We start from the raw sequence: 22,322 nt of genomic DNA on the forward strand, positions 1-22,322 counted from the left end.
GGTGTGATAAACCGGCTTTTTTCTTTTGCATCCTAATCCTCTAAAAAATGAAGGACTCTATCATATGTTTTATCATCCCCAATAACTAACAATACATCGCCTTCTAGGATTAATGCATAGGGCCCCGGTGAGATAATTAACTCACCTTTCCGCTTCATGCCAATTACAGTTCCACCAGTATTTTGCCAGAATTTCATTTCTGAAATGGTTTTTCCAATATGAATACAGCCAGGAAATATTTCCACCTCAATCGGAGCTAACGGATTGGTATGGCGAAGCTTGCCAGAGTAGTCCATGATCTTTCTTAACGTGTCAAAAAGCTGATCATCGAGATTGGCTCTTTCAGAAATGAGTGTGGCCATCTGTTTCTCCAGATCCTTTATACTCGCCAGGTTGGAAAAACGGTGAATATACTTATACGCATTTTCCCGCGAAGAAATCACAATCCCGCTGCCCTTTGTGGAATGCACAATCTCCACATCTTCCAAAATCTTTATCGCTCTTCTGACAGTTTCGGGGGAAACCTTGTATTCACTTGCCAAGGTTGATCTGCCATGAATTTTTTCCCCCACTTTAAACTTACCATCGTATATTCTATTCGCCAAATCGATGGCAATTCGCTCATATGTTGGTATTTGCGCCTTTTGCATTGAAATCCTCCACCAATATACTTATAAATATGGATGCCAACTATCATTTCACTATACCTTTTTTGATGCCAGTTTGCGAGCACAATGGCTAAATACATTTATATTTGTGCTGGTTTGGGCATAATTATTAATAGTCCTTCGATATGAGGTGAGCACTGTGAAACGGAAAGTTATTATCATTTTAAGTATTTTGTTTATCATTTTCATGACTGCCTTATTTATTTATTATTTAGTCAAAGGTGATGCCTCTAGATGGCAGGTTGCGCTCGGCGGTATCTTAGTTAGCGCATTACCGCTTTGCTTATTAAGGATGAAACAAAATCCATTTAACATTCCCATCATCGTCGGTTATTATCTTTTTTTATTTGGATCGTTATATCTAGGTTCAATCGCAAGCTTTTACCTGCATTACACATGGTGGGATTCTTCCGTTCACTTTTACAAAGGAATGCTCATTGGTTTTGTTGGTATATCCCTTTACAAACGATTGATCCCTGAAAAAGTCCGCCAAGATGTCTCATCAGGAATCCTCTTTCTTTTCGTGTTCTCACTTGCCGTTTTAGCCGGTGTACTATGGGAAATTTATGAGTTTGTTGGCGATTTGACCTTTACACACACGATGCAGCGTGGTGGAAATACCGATACCATGTATGATCTACTTTGCGGTGTAGCCGGCGGCCTCATCGTAGCTTTTTACTCATTAGTAAGAAAAAAGACAGTGTAAAGTTGAGGTGGCATCAATGAATCGGAAACTCGTTATTATTTTTAGTGCCTTATATGTTATTTTCATGGCCATTTTAGCAGTCTATTACTTTAAAAATGGGGTAACCTTTAAATCAACTGTAGCCATTGGAGGAATTATCTGTGGCGCCATCCCCCTGCTTTTAGCCCTTTTTACAAAACTTCAGTTCAATTTACCGATTGTCATTTCCTATTTAATCTTCTTAATTGGCTCACAGTATTTCGGGTCGATCCGAGGATGGTATGGACTCGGTTGGTGGGACACATTTATGCATTTAGTCAGCGGTGCCATTCTTGCTTTTTCGGGCATTGCTTTATATGAAAGATTGATCCACCGAAATGCTGGTGATGAAATTTCTCCATGGTTTGTTTTCTTATTTACTCTCTCCTTCGCAGCACTTGGCGGTGTGATTTGGGAGATTTATGAATTTAGCTGCGACCAATTTTTAGGGATGACTTTACAAGGCGGAGGTAATAAGGACACAATGACTGATTTAGTGGCCGATACCGTGGGCGGACTCGTGATTGCCGTATGGGCAGGAATTCGAACAAAGATAAAATTGAATAAATCAAACTAAAAGGTACGCCATCCTCAGCGTACCTTTTTTCAATAACCATTAAACTGTTACAGCTGCAAAAAACTCCTCGTAGATGGCCTGAACGGCTCTCTTTTCGTCCACCTCTTTAACACCAAACATCATACTGACCTCTGACGATCCTTGGTTAATCATCTCAATATTGACGCTTGCCCTTGCCAATGCCTTTGAGGCTTTTGCCATCGTACCGACATTATGACGCATGCCTTCCCCAACCACCATGATGAGTGCAAGGCTATGTTCGATTTTCACTTCATCCGCATGTAGTTCTGTCTTAATCCGATTGATGATATCTGCCTCTATTTTCTCATTAAGCTGGTTTTCTCTTAAAATAACAGACACATCGTCAATTCCCGATGGAGTATGTTCATAGGAAAGACCACTATCTTCCAATATAGCTAACAGCTTGCGTCCAAAGCCAACTTCCCTATTCATTAAGTATTTGCTTACATAGATGCTGCAAAACCCTTTGTCACTGGCAATCCCGATAACAGGACCATTCGTATTATCCCGTTCATTAACAATCCTTGTTCCCGGTGCGGCAGGGTTGTTAGTATTCTTAATGTGGACAGGAATTCCTGCTCTAAATGCCGGGACAAGTGCTTCATCATGTAGGACAGTAAATCCAGCATAGGAAAGCTCTCGCATTTCACGATAAGTCAATTCTTTAATTTCCTTCGGCCTTTTCACGATAGTTGGATTGACGGAATAGACAGCATCCACATCCGTGAAATTTTCATAAAGTTCTGCCTTTAGCGCATTAGCCAGGATAGAGCCGGTAATATCGGAACCGCTGCGTGAAAATGTGAATACCTCCCCCTCCTCGCTATAGCCAAAGAATCCAGGAAAAATTAATATTCCTGGGTGCTTATGCAATGAATATAAGCGTTCATATGCTTCCGGTAATGCTTGAGCATTTCCCGGTTCAGCACTAACCAGAAGGCCTGCCTCTTTTGGGTTGACATAGGTCGCGTCGACACCCCACTCACGAAAATAAGCTGCCACTAATTTTGCATTATTATCCTCACCACTCGCTTTAAGCAAATCGATAAACCGATCTGGTTTATGTTTGTTGCTGTTAAGCCTGGTCACTAAATCATCGTAAATTTCCTGAATCACCTCTTCGGAAAGATTACATTCTTCTGCTATCGCTGTATATCTTTCCATAACAGCTTCAAGCATTTCCTTAGGATATTGATTTTCTAAACATTGCTCTGCACATTCAATCAATAAATCGGTAACCTTTGTATCTTCTGCAAATCTCTTCCCCGGAGCTGAAACGACGACAACTTTTCTTTCAGGATCAGATATAACAATCTGAAATACCTTTTCAAGCTGTTTTCCGGATGCTAAAGAGGAACCGCCAAATTTTGTGACCTTCATCGTGTGACATCCCCTACTCTTTTAAAAAATATAATCCTTATTTTATTACAATTTTGAAAATATTCAAGAGTTTTTTCCGCCTTATATGTACATTTGTCTCCTCAAGATAGACAATCGTGAGCGATTATATAAAAATAGTGAGACCCCATAAGGAAATCTCACTATTACTTTTTATAGATATTTTGTTTTTTCAACCCAATCCATAAAGTTATCCATTACAGTATCAAGAAATGCGAGGGTCGGTTCGTGTGTCATGTTGCCCTCTGTATCTATTTTTTCTAATGCGGCATTGATTAGGACTTCGTTACCTGGCAAAGTTAGGGCTCCCAATGCATGCAATATTTGTCGTAGATGAAGCTGCGCTCTAATAGTTCCCATCACACCTGGCGTCGCACCTACCACCATGACTGGTTTCTTGATCATGACTTTGTCTACTCGTGAAAACCAGTCAAGCGCATTTTTTAAAAAAGCAGGAATGGAATGATTGTATTCTGGAGTGGCGATGAGGACACCATCACTTTCTGCAACCCTTTTTTTGATTTCCGTAACGACTTCCGACGGAGTTAATTCATCATCTTGGTTGTACATTGGTAAATTTCCAATCGGTAAAATTTCAATATCAACTTTATCACGATAACGTTCCTTCATAAACGCAACAAGTTTTTTATTAATCGATTGTTTCCGATTACTTCCCACGATAGCAACTATTTTCATAAATCAATACTCCTTTATCCTAGGTGAATTTTTATTAATATAGTTACTATAGTAAAAAGCGGTCTAAAAACCAAGAAACCTGCTCAAATTAATTAATCGGGGAACTAAAATGATTAGCGAATGATTTCAATAAAATGAGCAAGGATCCTTGCGGTTAGCCCCCAAATCGCCCGATTATTATAGCGGTAAAAATATTCCTCAATCCCTCTGGTGCGCCATTTGTAATTTTCACCGCCGGGTATTAAATCATACGGAAAACTTTTCTCCGGTTCTGCTTTTAATTGAACATGATGGATTTCAGGATCATTTTCAATTAAAAAAGAGAGTGGGACCGTAAATATCTCGCCAACCTCCGCAGGATTGGGCTGAATGTCCTCAGGCCTATTAATGTATCCCGCGAAAGGATAGAGCATCATTCCAAAAGGTGAAATCATATAATCCAGGGGATACACGCCCGAAATCTGCTCTTTATCAATGCCTAATTCCTCAACCGTCTCACGAATGGCTGTGCTTGCTTCATCGAGATCGTCAGCATCCATTCTTCCCCCTGGAAAACAAATTTCTCCGGGCTGCCTTCTTAATTCAAGGGAACGGACCTCAAATAACACATGAATCCCATCCTCCTTTTGCAGCAATGGCACCATGACAGCATATTTTGAAAATGTTTCACTTCCAAGGATTTTAGGTGAATGACCATTTAATTTGCCTAAAACCTTTTCCAACTCCATGATTTCACCCCCATTCCTGTATTTTCTCTTACTACTACAATACCACTTTTTATGTACTCTTTGAAAAAAACAATCCAACAAATAAAGTTGGATTGTTTTTTAAGTTACTCCTTCTTTTCATGCCAAGAATACATATATGCAGTGTCTTCAATGTTTTGTGCCGACTTTACAATTTTCAGAGGATGGAAGGTGTCAATCATTACGGCCAGCTCCAATGTTTCCTTTTTGCCAATACTCGCTTCCGTTTTCCCGGGATGTGGACCATGCGGGATCCCACTTGGATGTAATGTGATCGAACCCTCTTTCACCCCTTTACGGCTCATGAAGTTACCCTCGACGTAATAGAGGAGTTCGTCACTGTTGACATTGCTGTGATAATACGGAGCTGGGATAGCTTGCGGGTGGTAATCATACAAACGTGGCACAAAGGAACAGACAACAAAATTATTCCCTTCGAATGTTTGATGGACTGGTGGTGGCTGATGAACTCGGCCAGTAATTGGTTCAAAATCCTCGATATTAAAAGCCCACGGATATAAATAGCCGTCCCAGCCAACCACATCGAAAGGATGGTGTCCGAGTATATGCGATGAAATCATCCCTCTTGATTTTGTAACTACCTCAAACTCTCCTTTTTCAGCAAACGTCGCCAACATTTCTGGGCCGCGGATATCACGCTCACAGAATGGGCTGTGTTCTAAGAGCTGACCATATTCGTTCCGGTAGCGCCTTGGAGTCGTAATTTGACTAAAGGATTCTACAAAAAGCATTTTTGTCCTTTCATTTTCATCCGGGATTATCCGAAAAATGGTCCCAATTGGAATCACTAGGTAATCACCCGGCCGGTAGGAAATCGTCCCGAACATTGTCTCGAGCTTCCCTCTGCCATGATGAATGAAAAGCATTTCATCTCCGTCGCCATTGCGGTAAAAATGTTTCATTTCTGCCGTCACGTTCGCTGTTCCAATCAGTAAATCCTGATTACCTAATAAATAGGTCCTTGCTTTTAGTGCATCACCCTGCACCCCTATTTGACTAGTAAAAAAATGCCGGTGCCTTAACGACTGCTGCTCTTCATATTCCGGTAAATAGCTGCCAATCATTTCTGCCTTTACCACTTCCGTTGGCATAAAATGGTGGTACAAAATCGATTGTGTTCCTGAAAACCCCCTTGTTCCCATCACCTGCTCTCTATACAAGCTGCCATCGTCTTTTTTCAACATGGTGTGTCGTTTATGGGGAACCTTTCCCATTTGACGGTAATACATCACCTCACCTCCTCGTTTCCAGTGATAATCGTATTCTTCAACACACCTATTTGTTCTATCTCCAATTCTACTTCATCACCAGGTTCGAGCCAGCGATGAATTTCCTCACCTAATTCAAGGATACATCCTGTGCCAACCGTTCCAGATCCGATCATTTCACCTGGATAAAGCGTAACGTCCTGTGATGCTCTAGCAATCATCTCAGCAAAGGAATAATATAAGTCCTTCATATTTCCTTCCGATAGCAGGATACCATTCACACGGGCATGCATGGAGAGATTAAAACCATTTCCAGCTTTAAATGGTTTCAGTTCGTCCTTGGTGACAATCCACGGACCGATAGAGGTGGAAAAATCCTTTCCCTTCGCAGGACCAAGTCCGACCTTCATCTCCTTTCTTTGCAGGTCTCTAGCACTCCAATCATTTAAAATACAATAACCGAATATATATTCATCTGCCCTATCCCGAGGGATATCTCTGCCCTCTTTCCCAATAATGCAAGCAATTTCAAGCTCATAATCAAGCCACTCGCACTCTTTTGGTTTTACAATGCCTTCTTCCGGCCCTTTAATCGCTAAGTGATTGGAAAAATAAAAAACAGGAATCTCATACCACTCCGGTATCATTTCTTGACCTCGGTTCTCTCTAGCCGTTTTTACATGTTGCTCAAAGGCATAAAAGTCCCGAAAACTTCTAGGGACGGGGAGTGGTGCTTTTAATTGAATATCACTCATCCGGTAGATCCCTGTTTGCCCACTTGGATTAAAATGATTCACTATTTTCATAAATTCTTCAGAATGATCGAGAAAATTCACTAGATTATCAGGGAGTGTCCCACCGGATGCTTCCTTCATATCTACTACATGATCTTCATCGGCTAACCATCCCGCACGGATTGAGCCATCTTTTTTTGCAAAGGTAACAAATTTCACAGAGCTCACCTTTTTTCCGTTTTTCGAATCATTTCAAACGTTTTAGCCAATGGGTCAGTAAAGATAGTACCGGCCATTCTGCCAATCGGCTGTAATTTTTCTGTATCTATTCTCCCCTTGTCAAAAAGGTCATCGTTCACGTGTACATGAACTACTTTGCCGATGACAAGGCTGCCGGCACCGGGAGTATCGCCAAAATGGAGCACCTGATAGAGTTCACACTCGAAATGGACGAGAGATTCCTTGATACGTAGTCCTCGTACCTTTACGCTTGGTTCTTTCGATAGACCCGATTCTTCCAGTTCATCGATTTCAGGAGCAAATTCAATCGCACATTCATTCATTTGTTCCGCCATTGCATTACTGACAATATTGATAACAAATTGACCCGTTTTTTCTATATTGACCAACGTATCTTTTTTTGCACCATCCTTACCCCTTCGCAGGGGTGAAAAGCAAATAAGCATGGGGTCAGCACAAATAGCTGTAAAGAAACTGAACGGTGCCGCATTGGCTGTACCATTCTCATCTTTGGTTGACACAAGAGCGATCGGACGAGGTAAAATAGACCCCACTAATAGTTTATATGCCTCTCTCCATTCAAGAGTTTCAGGAGTAATCTCCAAATTGGTTACACCTCGATTCATTGCTATTGATTATGATTTTTTCTAAATAGATTGTTGATCTTTTAAGATTCGCCGATAACCTAATAAAACCAAAATTTTATAGATTTCCACGTCTTTCCTGTTCGCGTTCAATTGATTCAAATAGCGCTTTAAAGTTTCCTTCTCCAAAACCACGGGCACCCTTACGCTGAATGATCTCGATAAATAACGTAGGGCGGTCTACAATTGGTTTTGTGAAAATCTGCAATAAGTACCCTTCATCATCACGGTCAACCAAAATATCTAGTTCCCGCAGCTTTTCAATTTCCTCATCAATTTTTCCAATCCGCTCTCCTAATGAGTCATAATAGGTGCTCGGCGTCTTCAGAAATTCTACTCCGTTCTTTTTTAACTCAGTTACGGTTGAAACAATGTCTTCAGTCAAAATCGCCAAATGCTGCACACCAGGGCCATTGTAGAACTCTAAAAATTCCTGGATTTGTGATTTACGCTTGCCTTCGGCTGGTTCATTGATTGGGAACTTAATCCTGCCGCCGTTATGCATTACCTTTGACATCAAGGCAGAATACTCAGTCGTAATGTCCTTGTCAGAGAAATGTTTCATTTCTTTAAAGCCCATTACCTTTGAATAATATTCCACCCATTCCTCCATCCTCTCGACATTACCCACAACATGGTCAATTCCAATTAGCCCAGTATCCACTATCGGTAATGATGCGGTATATGGTTCAAAGCCTGGCAAAAATGCTCCCTGATAATTTTTCCGTTCAATCAACGTATGGATGGTATCGCCATATGTACCTAGAACGGCTTTCTTGACAACTCCATGGGCGTCCGCCATTTCATATGGAGCAGCATGGACAATCGCACCTCTACTGACAGCTTCTTCGAACGCTTTCTCCACATCGTCAACCAAGAGGGCCACGTCCTTGACGCCATCACCATGTTTTTTAACAAACTGGGCCACCCTGCTCTCCTCTGCATATGATCCAGTTATCACGAGACGAATATTGCGCTGCTTCACACAATAGGAAGTGGTTTCACGATTTCCGGTTTCAAGACCTGAATAGGCAACAGGCTTAAACCCATATGCTGTACAAAAGAAATGACAGGCTTGCTTGGCATTGCCGGTGTAAATCTCAATATAATCAACATCCCGTACAGGAAAAAAGTCATCAACTAGCTGGTTAGCTCTAATTCGCTTTTCTTTCATCATATTACCTCCAATAACAGTTATAATATTCAGAATTAATTTTAAATGGAATGTTGTTGTCCACTCAAGAGTTGGGTGTAAAGCAATACCGCTGTTGGGTGCTAAAGGCCCAACCTTTTAATCCGCATTATTTCCCGTTGAAAAAAGAAAAAACATACCTAAACAGGGTATGTTTTCATCATCTTCGTATTGGAAATATAGTTGAACCATAAAATGGCTGTCTAAAATTGTTGAAAAATTTTTTAGCCTATGAAAGAACTGCACGGTCACTCGCCATTTGCACACCGCGAATTCTTTTGAATTCACTCAATAAACCTTCAATCGTAAGATGTTTCTTATCTTCCTCATTCACCTCTAAAATAATTTGTCCCTTATCCATCATGATTAATCGGTTTCCTAGGTCAATTGCCTGCTGCATATTATGGGTTACCATTAAGGTTGTAAGATTGTATTTATCCACAATTTCTTTTGTTAGGTTCGTGATCACTTCTGCCCGCGATGGATCAAGTGCTGCCGTATGTTCATCTAAAAGAAGGATGGACGGTTCTGTGAAGGTAGCCATTAATAAGGATAGGGCCTGCCGTTCTCCTCCAGAGAGCAAACCAACCTTAGCATTTAGACGGTTCTCCAGTCCGAGGTGAAGTGATTCCAATACTTCACGGAAATAATCCCGTCTTTTTTTCGTAACGCCACTTCGCAGTGTTCTTATTTTGTTCCGGGAATAGGCCATTGCGAGATTCTCTTCTATTGTCATACTTGGAGCTGTGCCGGCCATCGGATCTTGAAAGACACGCCCTATCATCTTTGAACGATTAAATTCCGACATATTGGTGACATTCTTTTCACCAATTTGAACCGCCCCTACATCAGGTGTTAACACGCCTGAAATGATATTCATTAACGTTGATTTCCCGGCACCGTTACTGCCAATGACCGTCACGAAATCTCCTGGATTAAGGGAAAGTGTCACATGATCGATGGCAATTTTCTCATCAGGTGTGCCCTCATTAAAAATCTTATGAATCTGATTTAATTGCAGCATGATGTTCCCCCTTCGCCTCTGCCGAAGTTTGGATAATATTCATTAATTCCACTTTTCTTCGAGCTTTCCGCTTTTTTTCTTTGGTACTGCCAATAATCTTCGGAGCAGTTAGGGCAATTATGACAATCAAAGCCGTAATAAGTTTCATATCACCCGTTTCCAAGAAATCTACCCGTAGCGCTAAGGTAATCACAATTCGATAAATAATGGCACCGCCAATAACGGCAAGGGTGGTTCTTGCAATCGTCCGTGTCCCAAATAACGCTTCACCAATGATGACAGAAGCTAAACCAATGACAATCATCCCAATTCCCATCCCAACATCAGCGAATCCGCTCTGTTGAGCAATCAAGGCGCCTGAGAATGCAACCAACGCATTTGATAAGCCAAGACCAAGAATGACCAGTAGGTTGGTATTAGCGGAAAGGCTGCGAATCATCCGTTTATTGTCCCCTGTAGCTCGAATCGCAAGGCCAATCTCCGTTTTTAAAAACCAGTCCGTTAAAAATTTAATTAGGAAGGTTACAAAGATCATGAAAATAAGAATTCCCCATGTTTCCGGCAGATCGTCACCAAGACCAACCGCAGTGAGAATACTATTGAAGAACGAATCAATTCCTGTTTTTTCAAAAAAGCCACTGATTTTTGTAAAAGCAGTATCTGTATTCAATAAAGGAATATTTGAACGTCCCATAATTCTAAGATTAATAGAGTAAAGGGCAATCATCATTAGGATTCCGGAGAGCAAGTTATTAATCTTCCCGAATGTATGCAATAGTCCCGTTATACATCCGGCAGCAAAACCGGCAAAAAGGGCAGCAATTGTAGCGATAAATGGGTCTACTCCATTCGCGATTAATACCGCAGATAGTGCTGCACCCGTTACAAAACTCCCATCAACCGTTAAATCCGGGAAATCCAGAATACGAAAGGAAAGATAGACGCCCAGCGCCATAATCGCATAGATGATACCTGCTTCAAATGATCCAAATATGGCTGTAAACATTGAGATCATCCTTTCATTGAGTCATTAGAACTAAAATTATCATTAGCCCTTCGTTACTTATGTACCAATCAAGGAGGTACCCCCTCTTAAAGGCATCCCCCTTGAAAAGGGTTTATTTCTTATTTGCCATCGTAGAATTCTCCAAGCTTGCTCCATTCCTCTTTTACATCTAATCCTTGTGCTTTGGCAGCTTCTTTATTAATAACTAGTTTTAAGCTACTAGGAAGTTCAACAGGAATTTCAGACGGCTTTTTCTTTCCAGTTAAAATATCAACCGCCATTAAGCCGGATTGATAGCCAAGGTCGAAATAACTAAAGCCGCTTGCCGCAACCGCGCCTTTTTTCATAGAATCAAGTTCACCAACGAAAAGCGGAATTTTTTTGCTGTTGGCAACGGCAATAACAGAATCAAGAGCGGTAACAACCGTATTATCTGTAGGAACGTAAATCGCATCCACACGGCCAACCAATGACTCAGTAGCTTGTTTCACTTCTGATGTAGTGGCAACTGAAACTTCAACAAGCTTAGCTCCTTTTTCCTCCACTAACTTTTTCACTTCTTTTACCTGTACTTCTGAATTTACTTCACCTGAATTATAGATGACACCAATATTTTTTGCCTTTACTTCGTCAGTAATAAAATGAATCGTTGTTTTCGTTGCATCAGGATGGTTGTCAGTTGTTCCGGTTATATTTTTTCCCGGTTTATCAAGTGCTTCCACCAATTCAGATACTACCGGATCTGTTACGGATGTAAAGACGATAGGGATTTCCTTTGTCGCATTTAATGCCGCTGTTGCACTAGGAGTAGCATTGGCAAATATTAAGTCTACCTTGTCGCCAACGAAATTCTTGGCAATCGTTTGAACATTATTTTGATCCGCCTGGGCATTTTGATCATCATACTTTACCTTAAGTCCTTTGTCCTTTAAAGCCTTTTTAAATCCTTCTGTCGCAGCATCTAAAGACGGATGCGGAGCAAATTGGCTAATACCGACCTTAAACTCCTTATCTGCACCATCCTTTTCCGAACCACCTGCAGATTCTTTACTGCCACAGCCGGCCAGCAGCAGCATTCCCGCCAACGCAATCGAAAGTCCTTTTACTTTTTTCTTCATTAGTTTACATCCCCCTAAATTAAACATCTAATTTTCTAAAAATTTCATATATTAAAAATTATTCTAGTATTTTTTTGGGCTAAAAGCAATAGAAAATGCAAAAATATTTTTTTGCTTTAAAGCAATAGAATAAATGATAGAAAAAATACCTTCTATTTTAGTAGAAGGCACCAAGGCTTTTAAATAACTATCGATCGCTATTTATTTTATTCTCTTTCTTTTTTAGTAATTGCAATAATATCCTATAAATAATATTAATTATTGGATTGCATGTTCAGGTACATTTATCTCAATAGCCGACAATAAATATGGTAAATCCCATATTGGCTCGATTACCTTAACTGGCATTTAAATACTTGGCTGGCAATGGAGTATGCGATGACCATAATGCCAACGCACCAGGCAAGCGCGATCCATATACCGTTGCCGGCAGCCCCTTCATACAAGAGGGCACGAATGGAATTCACAATTGAAGTCACGGGCTGGTTCTCAGCAAACAAACGAACAATTTTAGGCATGGTTTCGGTAGGTACAAAAGCGGAACTAATAAATGGCAGGAAAATCAGCGGGTACGAGTATGCTGTTGCCCCTTCCATTGACCCTGCTGTCAATCCGGGAATGACAGCCAGCCATGTCAACGCCAGTGTAAACAGTCCAAGGATCCCAACTACCGCAAGCCAATCCAAAATATCAGCGTAAGGATGAAAACCCATCAAAAGAGCGATGAGGATAACCGCCACGACAGTAAGCGCATTGGAAACAAGCGAGGTCAACACGTGAGCCCACAATATCGACGAGCGCTTAATGGGCATGGTAATGAAACGCACCATCAACCCACTCTTTACGTCATTAAATAACCGCAAGGAAGTATAAGCAACACCGGAAGCGATAGTCATCAGCAAGATTCCCGGCAATAAATAATTGACGTAGTTATCCGTGCCAGTCTCTATGGCGCCGCCAAATACGTAGACAAACAGCATCATCATCATAATCGGTGTAATCGCCACCGTGATAATCGTATCAGGACTACGCATGATATTGGTCATTAACCGCCCAAGTAATACACCTGTTGTGCTTTTCATTTACATCTCCTCCTTTTTTCCGATGACCGCAAGGAAAATTTCCTCTAATGTTGGCTGCTTCTCGATGTATTCCACTTTCGCGGGCGGGAACATCTCCTTAAGTTCGGTAAGGGTACCAGTTGTGATGATTTTTCCATCATGTAGGATAGCGATACGGTCGGCTAGTAGTTCGGCTTCCTCCAGATACTGGGTCGTCAGTAAGATGGTCGTACCACTGCCGGCAAGTTCCTTGACGCTTTTCCAGACTTCCATCCGCGCTTCGGGGTCAAGCCCTGTCGTCGGTTCGTCGAGAAATATGACTGCTGGCGTCCCGATCAGGCTCATGGCGATATCAAGCCGGCGCTTCATCCCCCCGGAATATTTGTCCGCCCGGCGGTTGGATGCATCGGTCAGGCTGAATTTTGCAAGTAGCTGGTCGACGACTTTAGCGGGATTGGGAACTCCTCGTAACTTGGCGATCAGCATTAGATTTTCCCGGCCGGTGAGCAAACCATCTAAAGCTGAGAACTGCCCTGTCAGGCTAATACTCTGACGAACATGATCCGGTTGACGCTGGACGTCAAAGCCACAAATACCTACTTCACCGTCATCGGGTTTCAACAGCGTTGAGAGGATGCTGACCGTTGTCGTCTTGCCTGCACCATTTGAGCCCAGCAGTGCAAAAATTTCACCACGCCGCACCTCAAAATCCACCCCCTTTAAGACTTCCTTGTCTTTAAAGGATTTTGTTATTCCTTTTACAGAAATCGCTGTATCACTCATCTTTTTTTCCTCCCAATTAAAAGCACAACAATGCGCTAGATTCCTACACTCCCCTACCTAGTACGACTAATAGTCTGTATTACTTACTACTAGGGTAAAAATTTGACTGAATAGTAATGGTGGCAATTCTCATTTGTTGCCAGCTATTCAGTCAGCATTATTTATTGATCTATTTCTTTGTAGGTAATAGGCGAAAAGCCACTAGGGCCTTGCCGTTAGCCACGGCCAATCGTATCGTTCAGCTTTTTGCGATACTTATCCTTCCAAGTTTGCTCATCCTTCACTAGATCGTCACAGAAGGAAGCAACATCCTCGCCCGTTAGGGCAGTGACTTTCTTGCCTTCCGCTGCTCCTTCCTCAAAGAGATCGAGAATTCCGCCGAAGATACGGCTGCTGTCCTTCCAGTCAGTTGGGCCACCACCAGAAGTCCACAAATATTTTTGAATAGCTTTGTATGCGTTGCGGTACTCACTTGGAAGTGCCTTTGCACGCGACTCCAGCTCCTTCCATTCCCGCTTGTCATCCAAACTCCCGATAATTTTTTCAAAAATATTCATTTTCCTTCTCTCCTTTTGATGTTTTTAGTTTTGAGTTCGTTAATTTTACTTGAGATGAATTCCCACTTTTTCCAAAAAAGTTCAAGTTGCTCATGCCCTGCAGCGTTGAGTGTGTAAAATTTTCTCGGTGGCCCCATAGTGGATGGCTTTTTCTCGATATCCACCAGATTGTTTTTCTCAAGCCTTAATGTAATCGTATAAACGGTGCCTTCAACTACATCTGCGAATCCAAGTTCTCGCAACTGTTGTGTGATTTCATAGCCATAGGTTTCGCCGCGGCTGATGATTTCAAGTACACAACCCTCAAGTACTCCTTTCAGCATTTCTGTAATATTTTCCAAAATACCACCCCATTAGTATTTCACTATAGTTTATCCAGTGCTCGGTAACATAGGTACTATGTTTTACTTATATTCAGTATTACTGACTACTGGTATATAGTAACGCATAATAGCATTTCTTGTCAAGAATAAATCTCTTTATCAAAAAAATGCACCCATAGTATCCAGGTGATCCATGTAAAAAGCCTTCTACTAAGTAGAAGGCACCCTATTCATATTATATATTGAACAATTTATGATTTTACCAATCACGAGTCTTTTCTAGTAATTGATCAATTTCAACCTTCTTTACCATTTGACTATTCTTCTCAGATGTTAGATCCGATGTAGTTTCAAGTAATTTGTCAATATCAATAAACACGATTCCCATTATCTAACCTCCATAGCGTTCTTGTTCATGTACCAGATAATTCGACCGTCCTTATCAAATCATGGGGGTATTTTTCTTTTTTAACAGATTACTAGTAAAAGTATGATATAGTTCACTATTTTTTCACAAAAAGCAGTTTACAATGGGAAATGAATCAGGTGGCGGTTGGGGGACTGCTCACTCTGAGATTCAGATAATGGGAGGGATAGTATGTACCAATCTATCGCGTGGTACGCTACATTGTTTTTCGTTTTCCTCATAGCACTTGCTTTTTCGTTCGTGTATGGAGAATCGAGAAAATTAAGAGAGTATGGACCGATTCAAGAAAAAGGCTACAAAATTCGCAAGTTTTATTTCCTTGGCTTGCTTGCCATCATGGGATTTGCTTCAGCCATATCATTGAGCAAGCTTCCTTATCACAACCAGCATGTCCTTGCTAAAGAGGATGGCAAAGTTGTGGAGGTAACGGGGATGCAATTTGCCTGGCAATTAAGTGATGAAAACTTTACGGTTGGGGAGCCAGTACAGTTTCGCGTCACGAGTAAGGATGTTACCCATGGTTTTGGTCTTTATGACACAAAAATGGAGCTGATAGCTCAGACACAGGCAATGCCTGGGTACAAAAATACGGTCAGCATCACATTTGATAAACCAGGAACCTATAAGATCCTTTGTTTGGAATATTGCAGCGCAGGCCATCATGTGATGATTAAAGACATCGTTGTGAAACCTAAGGGGGGAAAATAAGATGGAAAGTAATGCACGGAACTCGATTAAAAAAGGCGTTGCTTTATCATTAATGGTTACCTCTGTGGTTCTGGTTTTAATGATGATCTTCGGTGTAATCATGTTATTGAACCAAGGCAATCTGATTAAAATTCCTGCACAGATGTTTTATAAGGTTATGACCATTCATGGAACGGGTATGATTGGTATTGCTGCTCTGGGTGGAAGCGCCATCATGTGGTATTACCTTTCAAAATATATTCTTTTAAATCATAAAGTATTTTTTGCTAATTTAATTTTGTCTTTAATTGGTGTCGTGATGATTTTGACTGCCATTTTTGGGTTTAATTTTTCTGATGGCTGGACATTCTTGTACCCACTTCCATCATTCTCAGCCAAAATATACGGTACTACAGGAGCATTATTGTTTTTATTCGGTCTCCTCCTATTAGGTGTAGGTTACCTAGTTATGTATTTTTACTTAGCTGCCCGCCTTATTAAGGAATATGGCGGATTAGGAAAATCCTTAGGCTGGGACTATATTTTTAGAGGTAAAAAAGGATATGGACCACCTCCAGCAGTGGTTGCCACTACAATGGTCATCATAGCGAATTCAACGGGAATTCTTGCCGGTGCAACAGCCTTAGTTGAATCCATCATTAACATACTTAATCCTAATTTTACCTTTGATCCAATGCTTGCAAAGCATTTAACGTATGCTTTTGGCCATATTTTTGCTAATTGTACAATTTATATGGCGGTAATTGCAGTTTATGAAGTGTTATCCGAGTATACGGGACGCCCTTGGAAATCAAATAAAGCCTTTTTAATTGCCTGGAATTTTTCAACCTTATTTACCCTAATGATTTATACACACCACTTATTAATGGATTTTGCTGTACCACGATGGATGTTAATCATCGGTCAAATTTTTTCTTACGCAAACGGACTTCCCGTTATGGTCGTTACCGCTTATGGTGCGTTAATGATTGTCTTCCGTTCTGCTGTTAAATGGGACTTTGCTTCTAGTATGATGTTCTTAGCAATGTTCGGCTGGGTTGCCGGTGCCGTGCCTGCCATTATTGATGCTACTATTGTCGTAAACCATGTGATGCACAATACGAAATGGGTACCAGGACATTTTCATACGTACATGGGGATGGGTGTTGTTGCCATGATTTTCGGTTTTATGTATTATTTCAATAAAATCGAAGGAACACAAAAGCAAACAGGACTTGATAAATTTGCTATTTCCATCTATTTCTTATTCTTTTCCGGGATTGCAGGCTCGTTCCTTTATGCCGGAAAAATAAGTGCCCCAAGACGCTGGGCTGAACATCTTCCAGAATGGACAGGGTCTGACCAGGTTGGTGCCATCTGCGGGATCTTTGTTATTGTAGCAGCCATTATTTTCACAACGAGGTTTTTTATCGGTTTAAAAAATGTTGGCAAGCAAACCGACCAAAAACAACTTAAATCTGCTTCTTAATGTGAAAATCGCATGCACCCTACTCAGCATTAGCTGCTAGGGTGCATGCGCTGGACGTTTCTTAAAGCAGAAATGAATTAAATCCTATCTTATTTGAAAACAATCCAGCCCAATCGGAGGGCTGGATTGTTTTCTCTTTATTAGGCAGTAATCTTCACCGCTTTTTGTCTTTCGTTTTGTTTAAAAAAGAATTTCATCATTGGTGGTGTTACAATGGTGGTAACTAGAACAACAATGACTAGTATGGAAAACAGTTCTTGATTAATTAACTTCGTTTCTAAGCCAATGGAAGCAATTATTAAGGCTACCTCTCCCCGTGAAACCATGGCCGCTCCAATTCCCATCGAGCTTTTCCATGAAAACTTCGCTAATTTGGCACCCGCTGCGGCACCAATTAATTTTGTTAAGATGGCTAGAATACTTAAACCAATAATCACACCAAAATGCTGTGAAAGTCCATCAAAACTTGCTTTCACACCAATGGAAGTGAAAAAAACAGGGACAAAAATCGAATAGCCAACAGTTTCTACTTTTTCAAATATTTCATGTTTAAATTTCGTTTGACTGATTGCAACACCTGCTATATAGGCGCCAATGATGGCGGCAACACCCGTTAATTCCGCTACATAAGCAAACAGAAAGCAGATGATTAATGCCGCGGAAAGCAATGATTCTGTCACGTTTAATGGGGCAAACTTCTTTAATACCCATGGGACTACCTTCCATGCCGCTAAGATAGCACCTGCGAAAAAGAGAACCTTTTTCACTATTACCATACTTAGATTGACATCCCCGCCTGCCATACTCATTAAAAAGGCTAGGGCAATAATAACCACGACGTCATCGATGACTGCTGCACCTAAAATGGTGGTTCCTTCTCTTGACTGCATTTTATTCAACTCTTTAAGTGCTTGAACAGAAATACTGACACTTGTTGCCGAAAGCAATAGACCTAAAAAAATCGCTTCAAACGTGGTCATATTCATGAAAATTCCAGCAAGGTAGCCAACAAATAACGGAACGATAATTCCGCTTAATCCTACAAGTGTTGACGCCTTCCCTGACCGTTTAAATTCATCTAAATCCGTTTCCATACCAGCGATAAACATTAACAAAATAACGCCAATTTGGCTTATTTCCTCTAATGTTTTCGTCTCTGTAACAAGTCCTAATACAGCAGGGCCTAAAAGAATTCCCACAAGCAGCTTTCCGAGTACTGAGGGCTGCCCTAATTTTACACTTATTTCACCTGCAATTTTCGAAGCCAGTAAAATAATCGCTAATTCAAAAAGTAATTGCATCAAATCACCTTTCCTTTTTCATAAAATTAAAAAAAGTCTGTTTTTTTATAAACAGACTCCTTTTGTGAGAAAATAAAAAGAGCCCGTCTACCAAAGGACATACTACTCCCTTGGTGACAGGCTCCTCCATTTACTACAGTTATTTGATTAATTCTATTATAACAGACTTTATATTATTTTTCAATAAAAGATGAATCATCTGGGAACGACGGGATAGTTCAACATGATTTAATCCCATTTTCTCATTTTATCAATAACTTTTTCTTTCACTATGGCTATAAAGGTTGTTTCACCCTTTTGTACTTTTTGCTTATGCCATTCATTAAAGCTGGCAACAGCGATCAGGATTAACCCCGCAATTAATAAATAAACCCACCACGGCATATTCCCCCAATATGGCCTGGTTTGTAAGAAAACGTTTAACAGTAAAACTCCAGAACCGACGAAAAAATATGATTTAACTTGCAGAAACATCCCCGTCAACATTGAAATCAAGGAGAGAGATCCTACTATTATCGCATCATATATCGTGTTGCTTGCCATTCCATCTTGGACTAAGAGCAGTGCTACGATAATGAGTACTCCCCATTGGATCAACTTTGTAACATCCGCAAATCGGCCTTTTAAACTTCGGCGAATGAAAATCATTAGAATGATAATGGGCAGGACACAGACCTCCCGCTCCCATAATGGCGGGACATTTACCTGTCGGATGATGGCATAGTATGGCTGTAGTAAATAGGCTCCTCCTAAAATCGGCATAAAGACTGAGACACTTGCCGGTACTCTTTTTCTTTGTTGCCAAAGAACGGCAGCAATCAGAATTCCCGGCAGTGCTTGGCTCCACAAATGCTGGCTTGTAAAAAAGTACATGAACCAAAAGGATAGAAAGGATACGACTGTATATCCATCTATCTTGATTTCCTGGAGCCTTGCAGCACTTTCAAATAATTTCTTATACAGCAGTTGTCCGATGATCGTCATCAGAATTCCCAAACCACCTGCTAGCAGTAATTTTTCGAGCTCTCTCATACCGCTAAAAAATGAAAATTCAACTGTTGCTGTGAAAAATAGGAATAATGGAGCAATTCCAATAACATCCCATTTGGTCTTATGCAAATAAAATAAAATTCCAAAAGTATAAAGGCCAGTTATGACGTAGGGCAACAAGCCAAACGGATAAGTAATAAGCATGCAGCATATTCCCATAATCGAAAATGGCACGAAATAATAAGCTATACGTTGTTTATACTCTTCAGTGACAAGAAGTGAAAAAATTAGAATCAGCCCACTGGTGATTGGAAATTCATACTGCCCATTGGTTTGGGTTATGACTCGATCTAAACTTGTTGAAACAATAAAAAACGATGCTGTAAAGCTTCCATAAAGAAAGACTTTGATTTTCCATTCCCTCTTCGCTAATTTTGTACTTATTGCATATCCGCATAATGCAAGTATGAAACTGTAGGCTGAGTCTGTATGAAAGGCAAACCAAGTAAATGCGAGTGCTACTGGAAGAATAATGTGACCTGTCCAAGCATAGGCATTCGATAAGTCCTGACCTTTTTTTCGAAATAGATAGGCAATCAGCAACATGATTAATGCACTTGCGGAAGCAATTAACGAATTCAAGATGGGGCTAAACGTTACAATTGAACGGATGGCATGAATAATCGAAAAATAAGAAAGAAGCGTTGTGATACTGATAGCAAATGCAACCCATTTTTCACCAATCACTTTATAGAAATAGTAATACATGACAATTCCAATCAGCATGACAAGTGGCTGCACCCAAAATTGATAGCTTGGGGAGAGCAGTGCATGAATCATGGCAGCGGTATAAAATGCTTGCGAGACAAATAGTGAAATTTGGCTGAGCTTTTTTTCGGTGGCTTTCAACCAGCCAATACTGGTCAATAACACCAATAAAGCTGCAATGGTAAAATTAATCGCGTATCCAAATTCTTGTCGATAAACAGGAAATCGACCATTTATCTCTTCACCAAAAGCCATAATAGAAAAACCAATTGAAAGTGGTAGTAAGAAAAGGGCTATTTTTTTAAAAAGGATCCTTTCCTCCAACTTGTGTAGATACAAGGCGACAATAACGAATAGGAAAAGTATTACAGCCAGTTCCCACCAATAAAGAAATGTTATAGCGGTCAACCCGGCTAGTGCCATTAACGTAATTCCGACATCCCTAGATGCTATTCGAATGATTGTTATATAGGTGGATAGGTGGACAAAACCAAAGACGGTAAATAGGATAAAACCGCCAATGGATAATGTAAGTGAAAAATGGATCCCATCGAAGGGTTGAACTAGTAATGCAATAAGTTCGTAAATGCCTGATGCTACAAACAAGGAACTTAAATACGGAAATAACCTTCTTGAGTTTTGATGGGATATATAAATAAAGTTGGCCGCAATAACAAAATAGGCAATCATGAGAACAAGGGATGGATTCCCTGCACGAAGGAAAATACCTTCTAAACTAATGTAAACAAAGGCGAACCCGGAAATAACTGCGCTCGTATAGTGAAAGGCTTTATGTAAGGAAAATTGATCGTTTATTACTTTAGGGACAAATACGATTCCAAAACCAATAAATGAGTAAACAATTGCCCCAAAATGATCAAGGAAACTATGCTCAATTAGTTGGTAGGCACCATAAACAATCATCAAACTGAAAACAAAATGATATTCCTTTTTCCCACTGACATACATCATCGATAAATAAATAATCGCGGTTAATAATAGGTTAAAACTATAGACTGCTTCATTCTGGTAGAAAAACAGCATAAACAATGTAGACAGAACGAGATTAACCTGTATATATGGGACAAATTCTTTGGTAAACAATTTGAGTGGGTCGATCATTTTAATCTTATGATAGACAAAAATAAGAATTGCATTAAAGGTCATTATCCCAAGGTAAAAGAAATCAACTGTAAGATTGGTTCCTGCCATTATAAAGGCTACCCCGGCAGATAACGAAATAAAGCTAAACCAAACAAATAATCTTGAACGTAAGCTCATCGCAAATAACAGATATACCATCAACGGGAAAAAGCTTCCCAGCATCCCGAGGAAATATCGTCCCTCCCCATTTATAGATAAATAGGAGCCTAAAAGACCAAACCACCCCAACGAAAGGATAAAGATCGGCAAAAATAGACTGCCTAAGACAGTAAAGGCAAAAGCCGTCTTCTTGATGTGCAGAATTTTATTTGTTAGCCAAGCAATTCCATAAAATAGGAGCGATACAATCGCTATCGAACCACTTTTCATGAAACTAGTCATCGATTCCCAATTACTCGTCGCCACAAACAAACCGCCAATTAATAAAAAAATGACCCCAATATTTAATAACCATGTGATGTTCTTCTCACGAACCTGCTCAGGAGTAAGTGTCTTTTTCACCTTTTGCGGTTTTGCAGGTGCAGGTTTAGGCTTTTGGGCAACCGTTTCCATTGGGACCGGTATTGCCTCAATTTCTACTAAATCCAAGTAATATTGGTGATATGCCCTAGCCACGTGCTCAACGACCTTTTCGGACAAATACCCTTCTTCTTTTAATGTGAATAGTTCTTTCCTGAAAATTCTTTTTCTCTCTTCATTACTGGTTGGCCCCATTGAATTTCCCCTCTATTCATCGCCTTATGATAATGATTATA

22 protein-coding genes are annotated in these 22,322 nt (G+C 40.4%); 4 read left to right on the forward strand and 18 right to left on the reverse strand.

Translation table 11 applies throughout. From position 1 onward, the window contains the following. Positions 1 to 32: 32 nt before the first annotated feature. Positions 33 to 650: a GntR family transcriptional regulator gene (locus tag RCG19_RS00065; RefSeq protein WP_308109194.1), complete on the reverse strand. Its 618-nt coding sequence runs from the start codon at positions 648 to 650 to the stop codon at positions 33 to 35. Between the two features lie 157 nt (positions 651 to 807). Between RCG19_RS00065 and RCG19_RS00070 the strand changes: the two genes are divergently transcribed. After that, a complete protein-coding gene (locus RCG19_RS00070; protein WP_308109195.1) occupies positions 808 to 1,374 on the forward strand; it encodes a DUF2238 domain-containing protein in 567 nt (188 codons plus the stop codon). A gap of 16 nt (positions 1,375 to 1,390) precedes the next feature. Continuing rightward, a complete protein-coding gene (locus RCG19_RS00075) occupies positions 1,391 to 1,969 on the forward strand; it encodes a DUF2238 domain-containing protein (RefSeq protein ID WP_308109196.1) in 579 nt (192 codons plus the stop codon). Positions 1,970 to 2,008: 39 nt separating this feature from the next. Here RCG19_RS00075 and RCG19_RS00080 read toward each other — a convergent pair whose 3' ends face one another. The 15 genes from RCG19_RS00080 to RCG19_RS00150 form a co-directional block, all read right to left on the reverse strand. Then, the gene (locus RCG19_RS00080; protein WP_308109197.1) at positions 2,009 to 3,370 is read right to left on the reverse strand and encodes an aspartate kinase; all 1,362 of its coding nucleotides are present in this window, start codon (positions 3,368 to 3,370) and stop codon (positions 2,009 to 2,011) included. Between the two features lie 171 nt (positions 3,371 to 3,541). Further along, complete coding sequence (locus RCG19_RS00085; RefSeq protein ID WP_308109198.1) at positions 3,542 to 4,084, reverse strand: NADPH-dependent FMN reductase; 543 nt, start codon at positions 4,082 to 4,084, stop codon at positions 3,542 to 3,544. Between the two features lie 113 nt (positions 4,085 to 4,197). Next, positions 4,198 to 4,812: an NUDIX hydrolase gene (locus RCG19_RS00090; protein ID WP_166245773.1), complete on the reverse strand. Its 615-nt coding sequence runs from the start codon at positions 4,810 to 4,812 to the stop codon at positions 4,198 to 4,200. 104 nt (positions 4,813 to 4,916) lie between these two features. Further along, on the reverse strand, positions 4,917 to 6,080 hold the full coding sequence (locus RCG19_RS00095) for a homogentisate 1,2-dioxygenase (RefSeq protein ID WP_308109199.1): 1,164 nt from the start codon (positions 6,078 to 6,080) through the stop codon (positions 4,917 to 4,919). Then, positions 6,080 to 7,012 (reverse strand): fumarylacetoacetate hydrolase family protein, encoded by a 933-nt coding sequence (locus RCG19_RS00100; protein WP_308109200.1) that lies wholly within the window; start codon positions 7,010 to 7,012, stop codon positions 6,080 to 6,082. The genes RCG19_RS00095 and RCG19_RS00100 overlap by 1 nt, the downstream gene beginning before the upstream one ends. A 5-nt stretch (positions 7,013 to 7,017) precedes the next feature. After that, a complete protein-coding gene (locus RCG19_RS00105) occupies positions 7,018 to 7,638 on the reverse strand; it encodes a flavin reductase family protein (RefSeq protein ID WP_308109201.1) in 621 nt (206 codons plus the stop codon). A gap of 97 nt (positions 7,639 to 7,735) precedes the next feature. After that, complete coding sequence (gene hppD / locus RCG19_RS00110) at positions 7,736 to 8,851, reverse strand: 4-hydroxyphenylpyruvate dioxygenase (RefSeq protein ID WP_374049569.1); 1,116 nt, start codon at positions 8,849 to 8,851, stop codon at positions 7,736 to 7,738. A gap of 247 nt (positions 8,852 to 9,098) precedes the next feature. Next, the gene (locus RCG19_RS00115; RefSeq protein WP_308109202.1) at positions 9,099 to 9,893 is read right to left on the reverse strand and encodes an ABC transporter ATP-binding protein; all 795 of its coding nucleotides are present in this window, start codon (positions 9,891 to 9,893) and stop codon (positions 9,099 to 9,101) included. After that, a complete protein-coding gene (locus RCG19_RS00120; RefSeq protein ID WP_308109203.1) occupies positions 9,868 to 10,899 on the reverse strand; it encodes an ABC transporter permease in 1,032 nt (343 codons plus the stop codon). The genes RCG19_RS00115 and RCG19_RS00120 overlap by 26 nt, the downstream gene beginning before the upstream one ends. Positions 10,900 to 11,018: 119 nt before the next feature. After that, entirely contained in the window at positions 11,019 to 12,017 is a 999-nt protein-coding gene (locus RCG19_RS00125; protein ID WP_308109204.1) for an ABC transporter substrate-binding protein, read from the reverse strand. A 332-nt stretch (positions 12,018 to 12,349) separates the two neighbouring features. Next, positions 12,350 to 13,099 (reverse strand): ABC transporter permease, encoded by a 750-nt coding sequence (locus RCG19_RS00130; RefSeq protein WP_308109205.1) that lies wholly within the window; start codon positions 13,097 to 13,099, stop codon positions 12,350 to 12,352. Beyond that, positions 13,100 to 13,861 (reverse strand): ABC transporter ATP-binding protein, encoded by a 762-nt coding sequence (locus RCG19_RS00135; RefSeq protein WP_308109206.1) that lies wholly within the window; start codon positions 13,859 to 13,861, stop codon positions 13,100 to 13,102. Positions 13,862 to 14,076: 215 nt separating this feature from the next. Continuing rightward, complete coding sequence (locus RCG19_RS00140) at positions 14,077 to 14,418, reverse strand: DUF1048 domain-containing protein (protein ID WP_308109207.1); 342 nt, start codon at positions 14,416 to 14,418, stop codon at positions 14,077 to 14,079. Beyond that, on the reverse strand, positions 14,415 to 14,759 hold the full coding sequence (locus tag RCG19_RS00145; protein WP_308109208.1) for a PadR family transcriptional regulator: 345 nt from the start codon (positions 14,757 to 14,759) through the stop codon (positions 14,415 to 14,417). The genes RCG19_RS00140 and RCG19_RS00145 overlap by 4 nt, the downstream gene beginning before the upstream one ends. A 241-nt stretch (positions 14,760 to 15,000) precedes the next feature. Next, entirely contained in the window at positions 15,001 to 15,129 is a 129-nt protein-coding gene (locus tag RCG19_RS00150; RefSeq protein ID WP_308109209.1) for a hypothetical protein, read from the reverse strand. Between the two features lie 210 nt (positions 15,130 to 15,339). Between RCG19_RS00150 and RCG19_RS00155 the strand changes: the two genes are divergently transcribed. Continuing rightward, a complete protein-coding gene (locus RCG19_RS00155; protein ID WP_308109210.1) occupies positions 15,340 to 15,876 on the forward strand; it encodes a cupredoxin domain-containing protein in 537 nt (178 codons plus the stop codon). A 1-nt stretch (position 15,877) separates the two neighbouring features. Next, positions 15,878 to 17,344 carry a cbb3-type cytochrome c oxidase subunit I gene (locus tag RCG19_RS00160; RefSeq protein WP_308109211.1) on the forward strand — a complete coding sequence of 489 codons (1,467 nt, stop codon included), beginning with the start codon at positions 15,878 to 15,880 and terminating at the stop codon, positions 17,342 to 17,344. 140 nt (positions 17,345 to 17,484) lie between these two features. Here RCG19_RS00160 and RCG19_RS00165 read toward each other — a convergent pair whose 3' ends face one another. Both RCG19_RS00165 and RCG19_RS00170 read right to left on the reverse strand, forming a co-directional pair. Next, positions 17,485 to 18,645 carry a cation:proton antiporter gene (locus RCG19_RS00165; protein ID WP_308109212.1) on the reverse strand — a complete coding sequence of 387 codons (1,161 nt, stop codon included), beginning with the start codon at positions 18,643 to 18,645 and terminating at the stop codon, positions 17,485 to 17,487. 228 nt (positions 18,646 to 18,873) lie between these two features. After that, positions 18,874 to 22,281 (reverse strand): hypothetical protein, encoded by a 3,408-nt coding sequence (locus RCG19_RS00170; RefSeq protein ID WP_308109213.1) that lies wholly within the window; start codon positions 22,279 to 22,281, stop codon positions 18,874 to 18,876. Between the last annotated feature and the right edge of the window lie 41 nt (positions 22,282 to 22,322).

The organism is Neobacillus sp. OS1-2, assembly GCF_030915505.1.
In the GTDB taxonomy this organism is placed as follows: domain Bacteria; phylum Bacillota; class Bacilli; order Bacillales; family Cytobacillaceae; genus Neobacillus.

Coding starts and splice junctions, on each gene's coding strand:
- RCG19_RS00065 (WP_308109194.1), bottom strand. CDS start 650: ATGCAAAAGGCGCAAATACCAACATATGAGCGAATTGCCATCGATTTG.
- RCG19_RS00075 (WP_308109196.1), top strand. CDS start 1,391: ATGAATCGGAAACTCGTTATTATTTTTAGTGCCTTATATGTTATTTTC.
- RCG19_RS00080 (WP_308109197.1), bottom strand. CDS start 3,370: ATGAAGGTCACAAAATTTGGCGGTTCCTCTTTAGCATCCGGAAAACAG.
- RCG19_RS00085 (WP_308109198.1), bottom strand. CDS start 4,084: ATGAAAATAGTTGCTATCGTGGGAAGTAATCGGAAACAATCGATTAAT.
- RCG19_RS00090 (WP_166245773.1), bottom strand. CDS start 4,812: ATGGAGTTGGAAAAGGTTTTAGGCAAATTAAATGGTCATTCACCTAAA.
- RCG19_RS00095 (WP_308109199.1), bottom strand. CDS start 6,080: ATGTATTACCGTCAAATGGGAAAGGTTCCCCATAAACGACACACCATG.
- hppD (WP_374049569.1), bottom strand. CDS start 8,851: ATGAAAGAAAAGCGAATTAGAGCTAACCAGCTAGTTGATGACTTTTTT.
- RCG19_RS00115 (WP_308109202.1), bottom strand. CDS start 9,893: ATGCTGCAATTAAATCAGATTCATAAGATTTTTAATGAGGGCACACCT.
- RCG19_RS00120 (WP_308109203.1), bottom strand. CDS start 10,899: ATGTTTACAGCCATATTTGGATCATTTGAAGCAGGTATCATCTATGCG.
- RCG19_RS00125 (WP_308109204.1), bottom strand. CDS start 12,017: ATGAAGAAAAAAGTAAAAGGACTTTCGATTGCGTTGGCGGGAATGCTG.
- RCG19_RS00130 (WP_308109205.1), bottom strand. CDS start 13,099: ATGAAAAGCACAACAGGTGTATTACTTGGGCGGTTAATGACCAATATC.
- RCG19_RS00135 (WP_308109206.1), bottom strand. CDS start 13,861: ATGAGTGATACAGCGATTTCTGTAAAAGGAATAACAAAATCCTTTAAA.
- RCG19_RS00140 (WP_308109207.1), bottom strand. CDS start 14,418: ATGAATATTTTTGAAAAAATTATCGGGAGTTTGGATGACAAGCGGGAA.
- RCG19_RS00150 (WP_308109209.1), bottom strand. CDS start 15,129: ATGGGAATCGTGTTTATTGATATTGACAAATTACTTGAAACTACATCG.
- RCG19_RS00155 (WP_308109210.1), top strand. CDS start 15,340: ATGTACCAATCTATCGCGTGGTACGCTACATTGTTTTTCGTTTTCCTC.
- RCG19_RS00160 (WP_308109211.1), top strand. CDS start 15,878: ATGGAAAGTAATGCACGGAACTCGATTAAAAAAGGCGTTGCTTTATCA.
- RCG19_RS00165 (WP_308109212.1), bottom strand. CDS start 18,645: ATGCAATTACTTTTTGAATTAGCGATTATTTTACTGGCTTCGAAAATT.
- RCG19_RS00170 (WP_308109213.1), bottom strand. CDS start 22,281: ATGGGGCCAACCAGTAATGAAGAGAGAAAAAGAATTTTCAGGAAAGAA.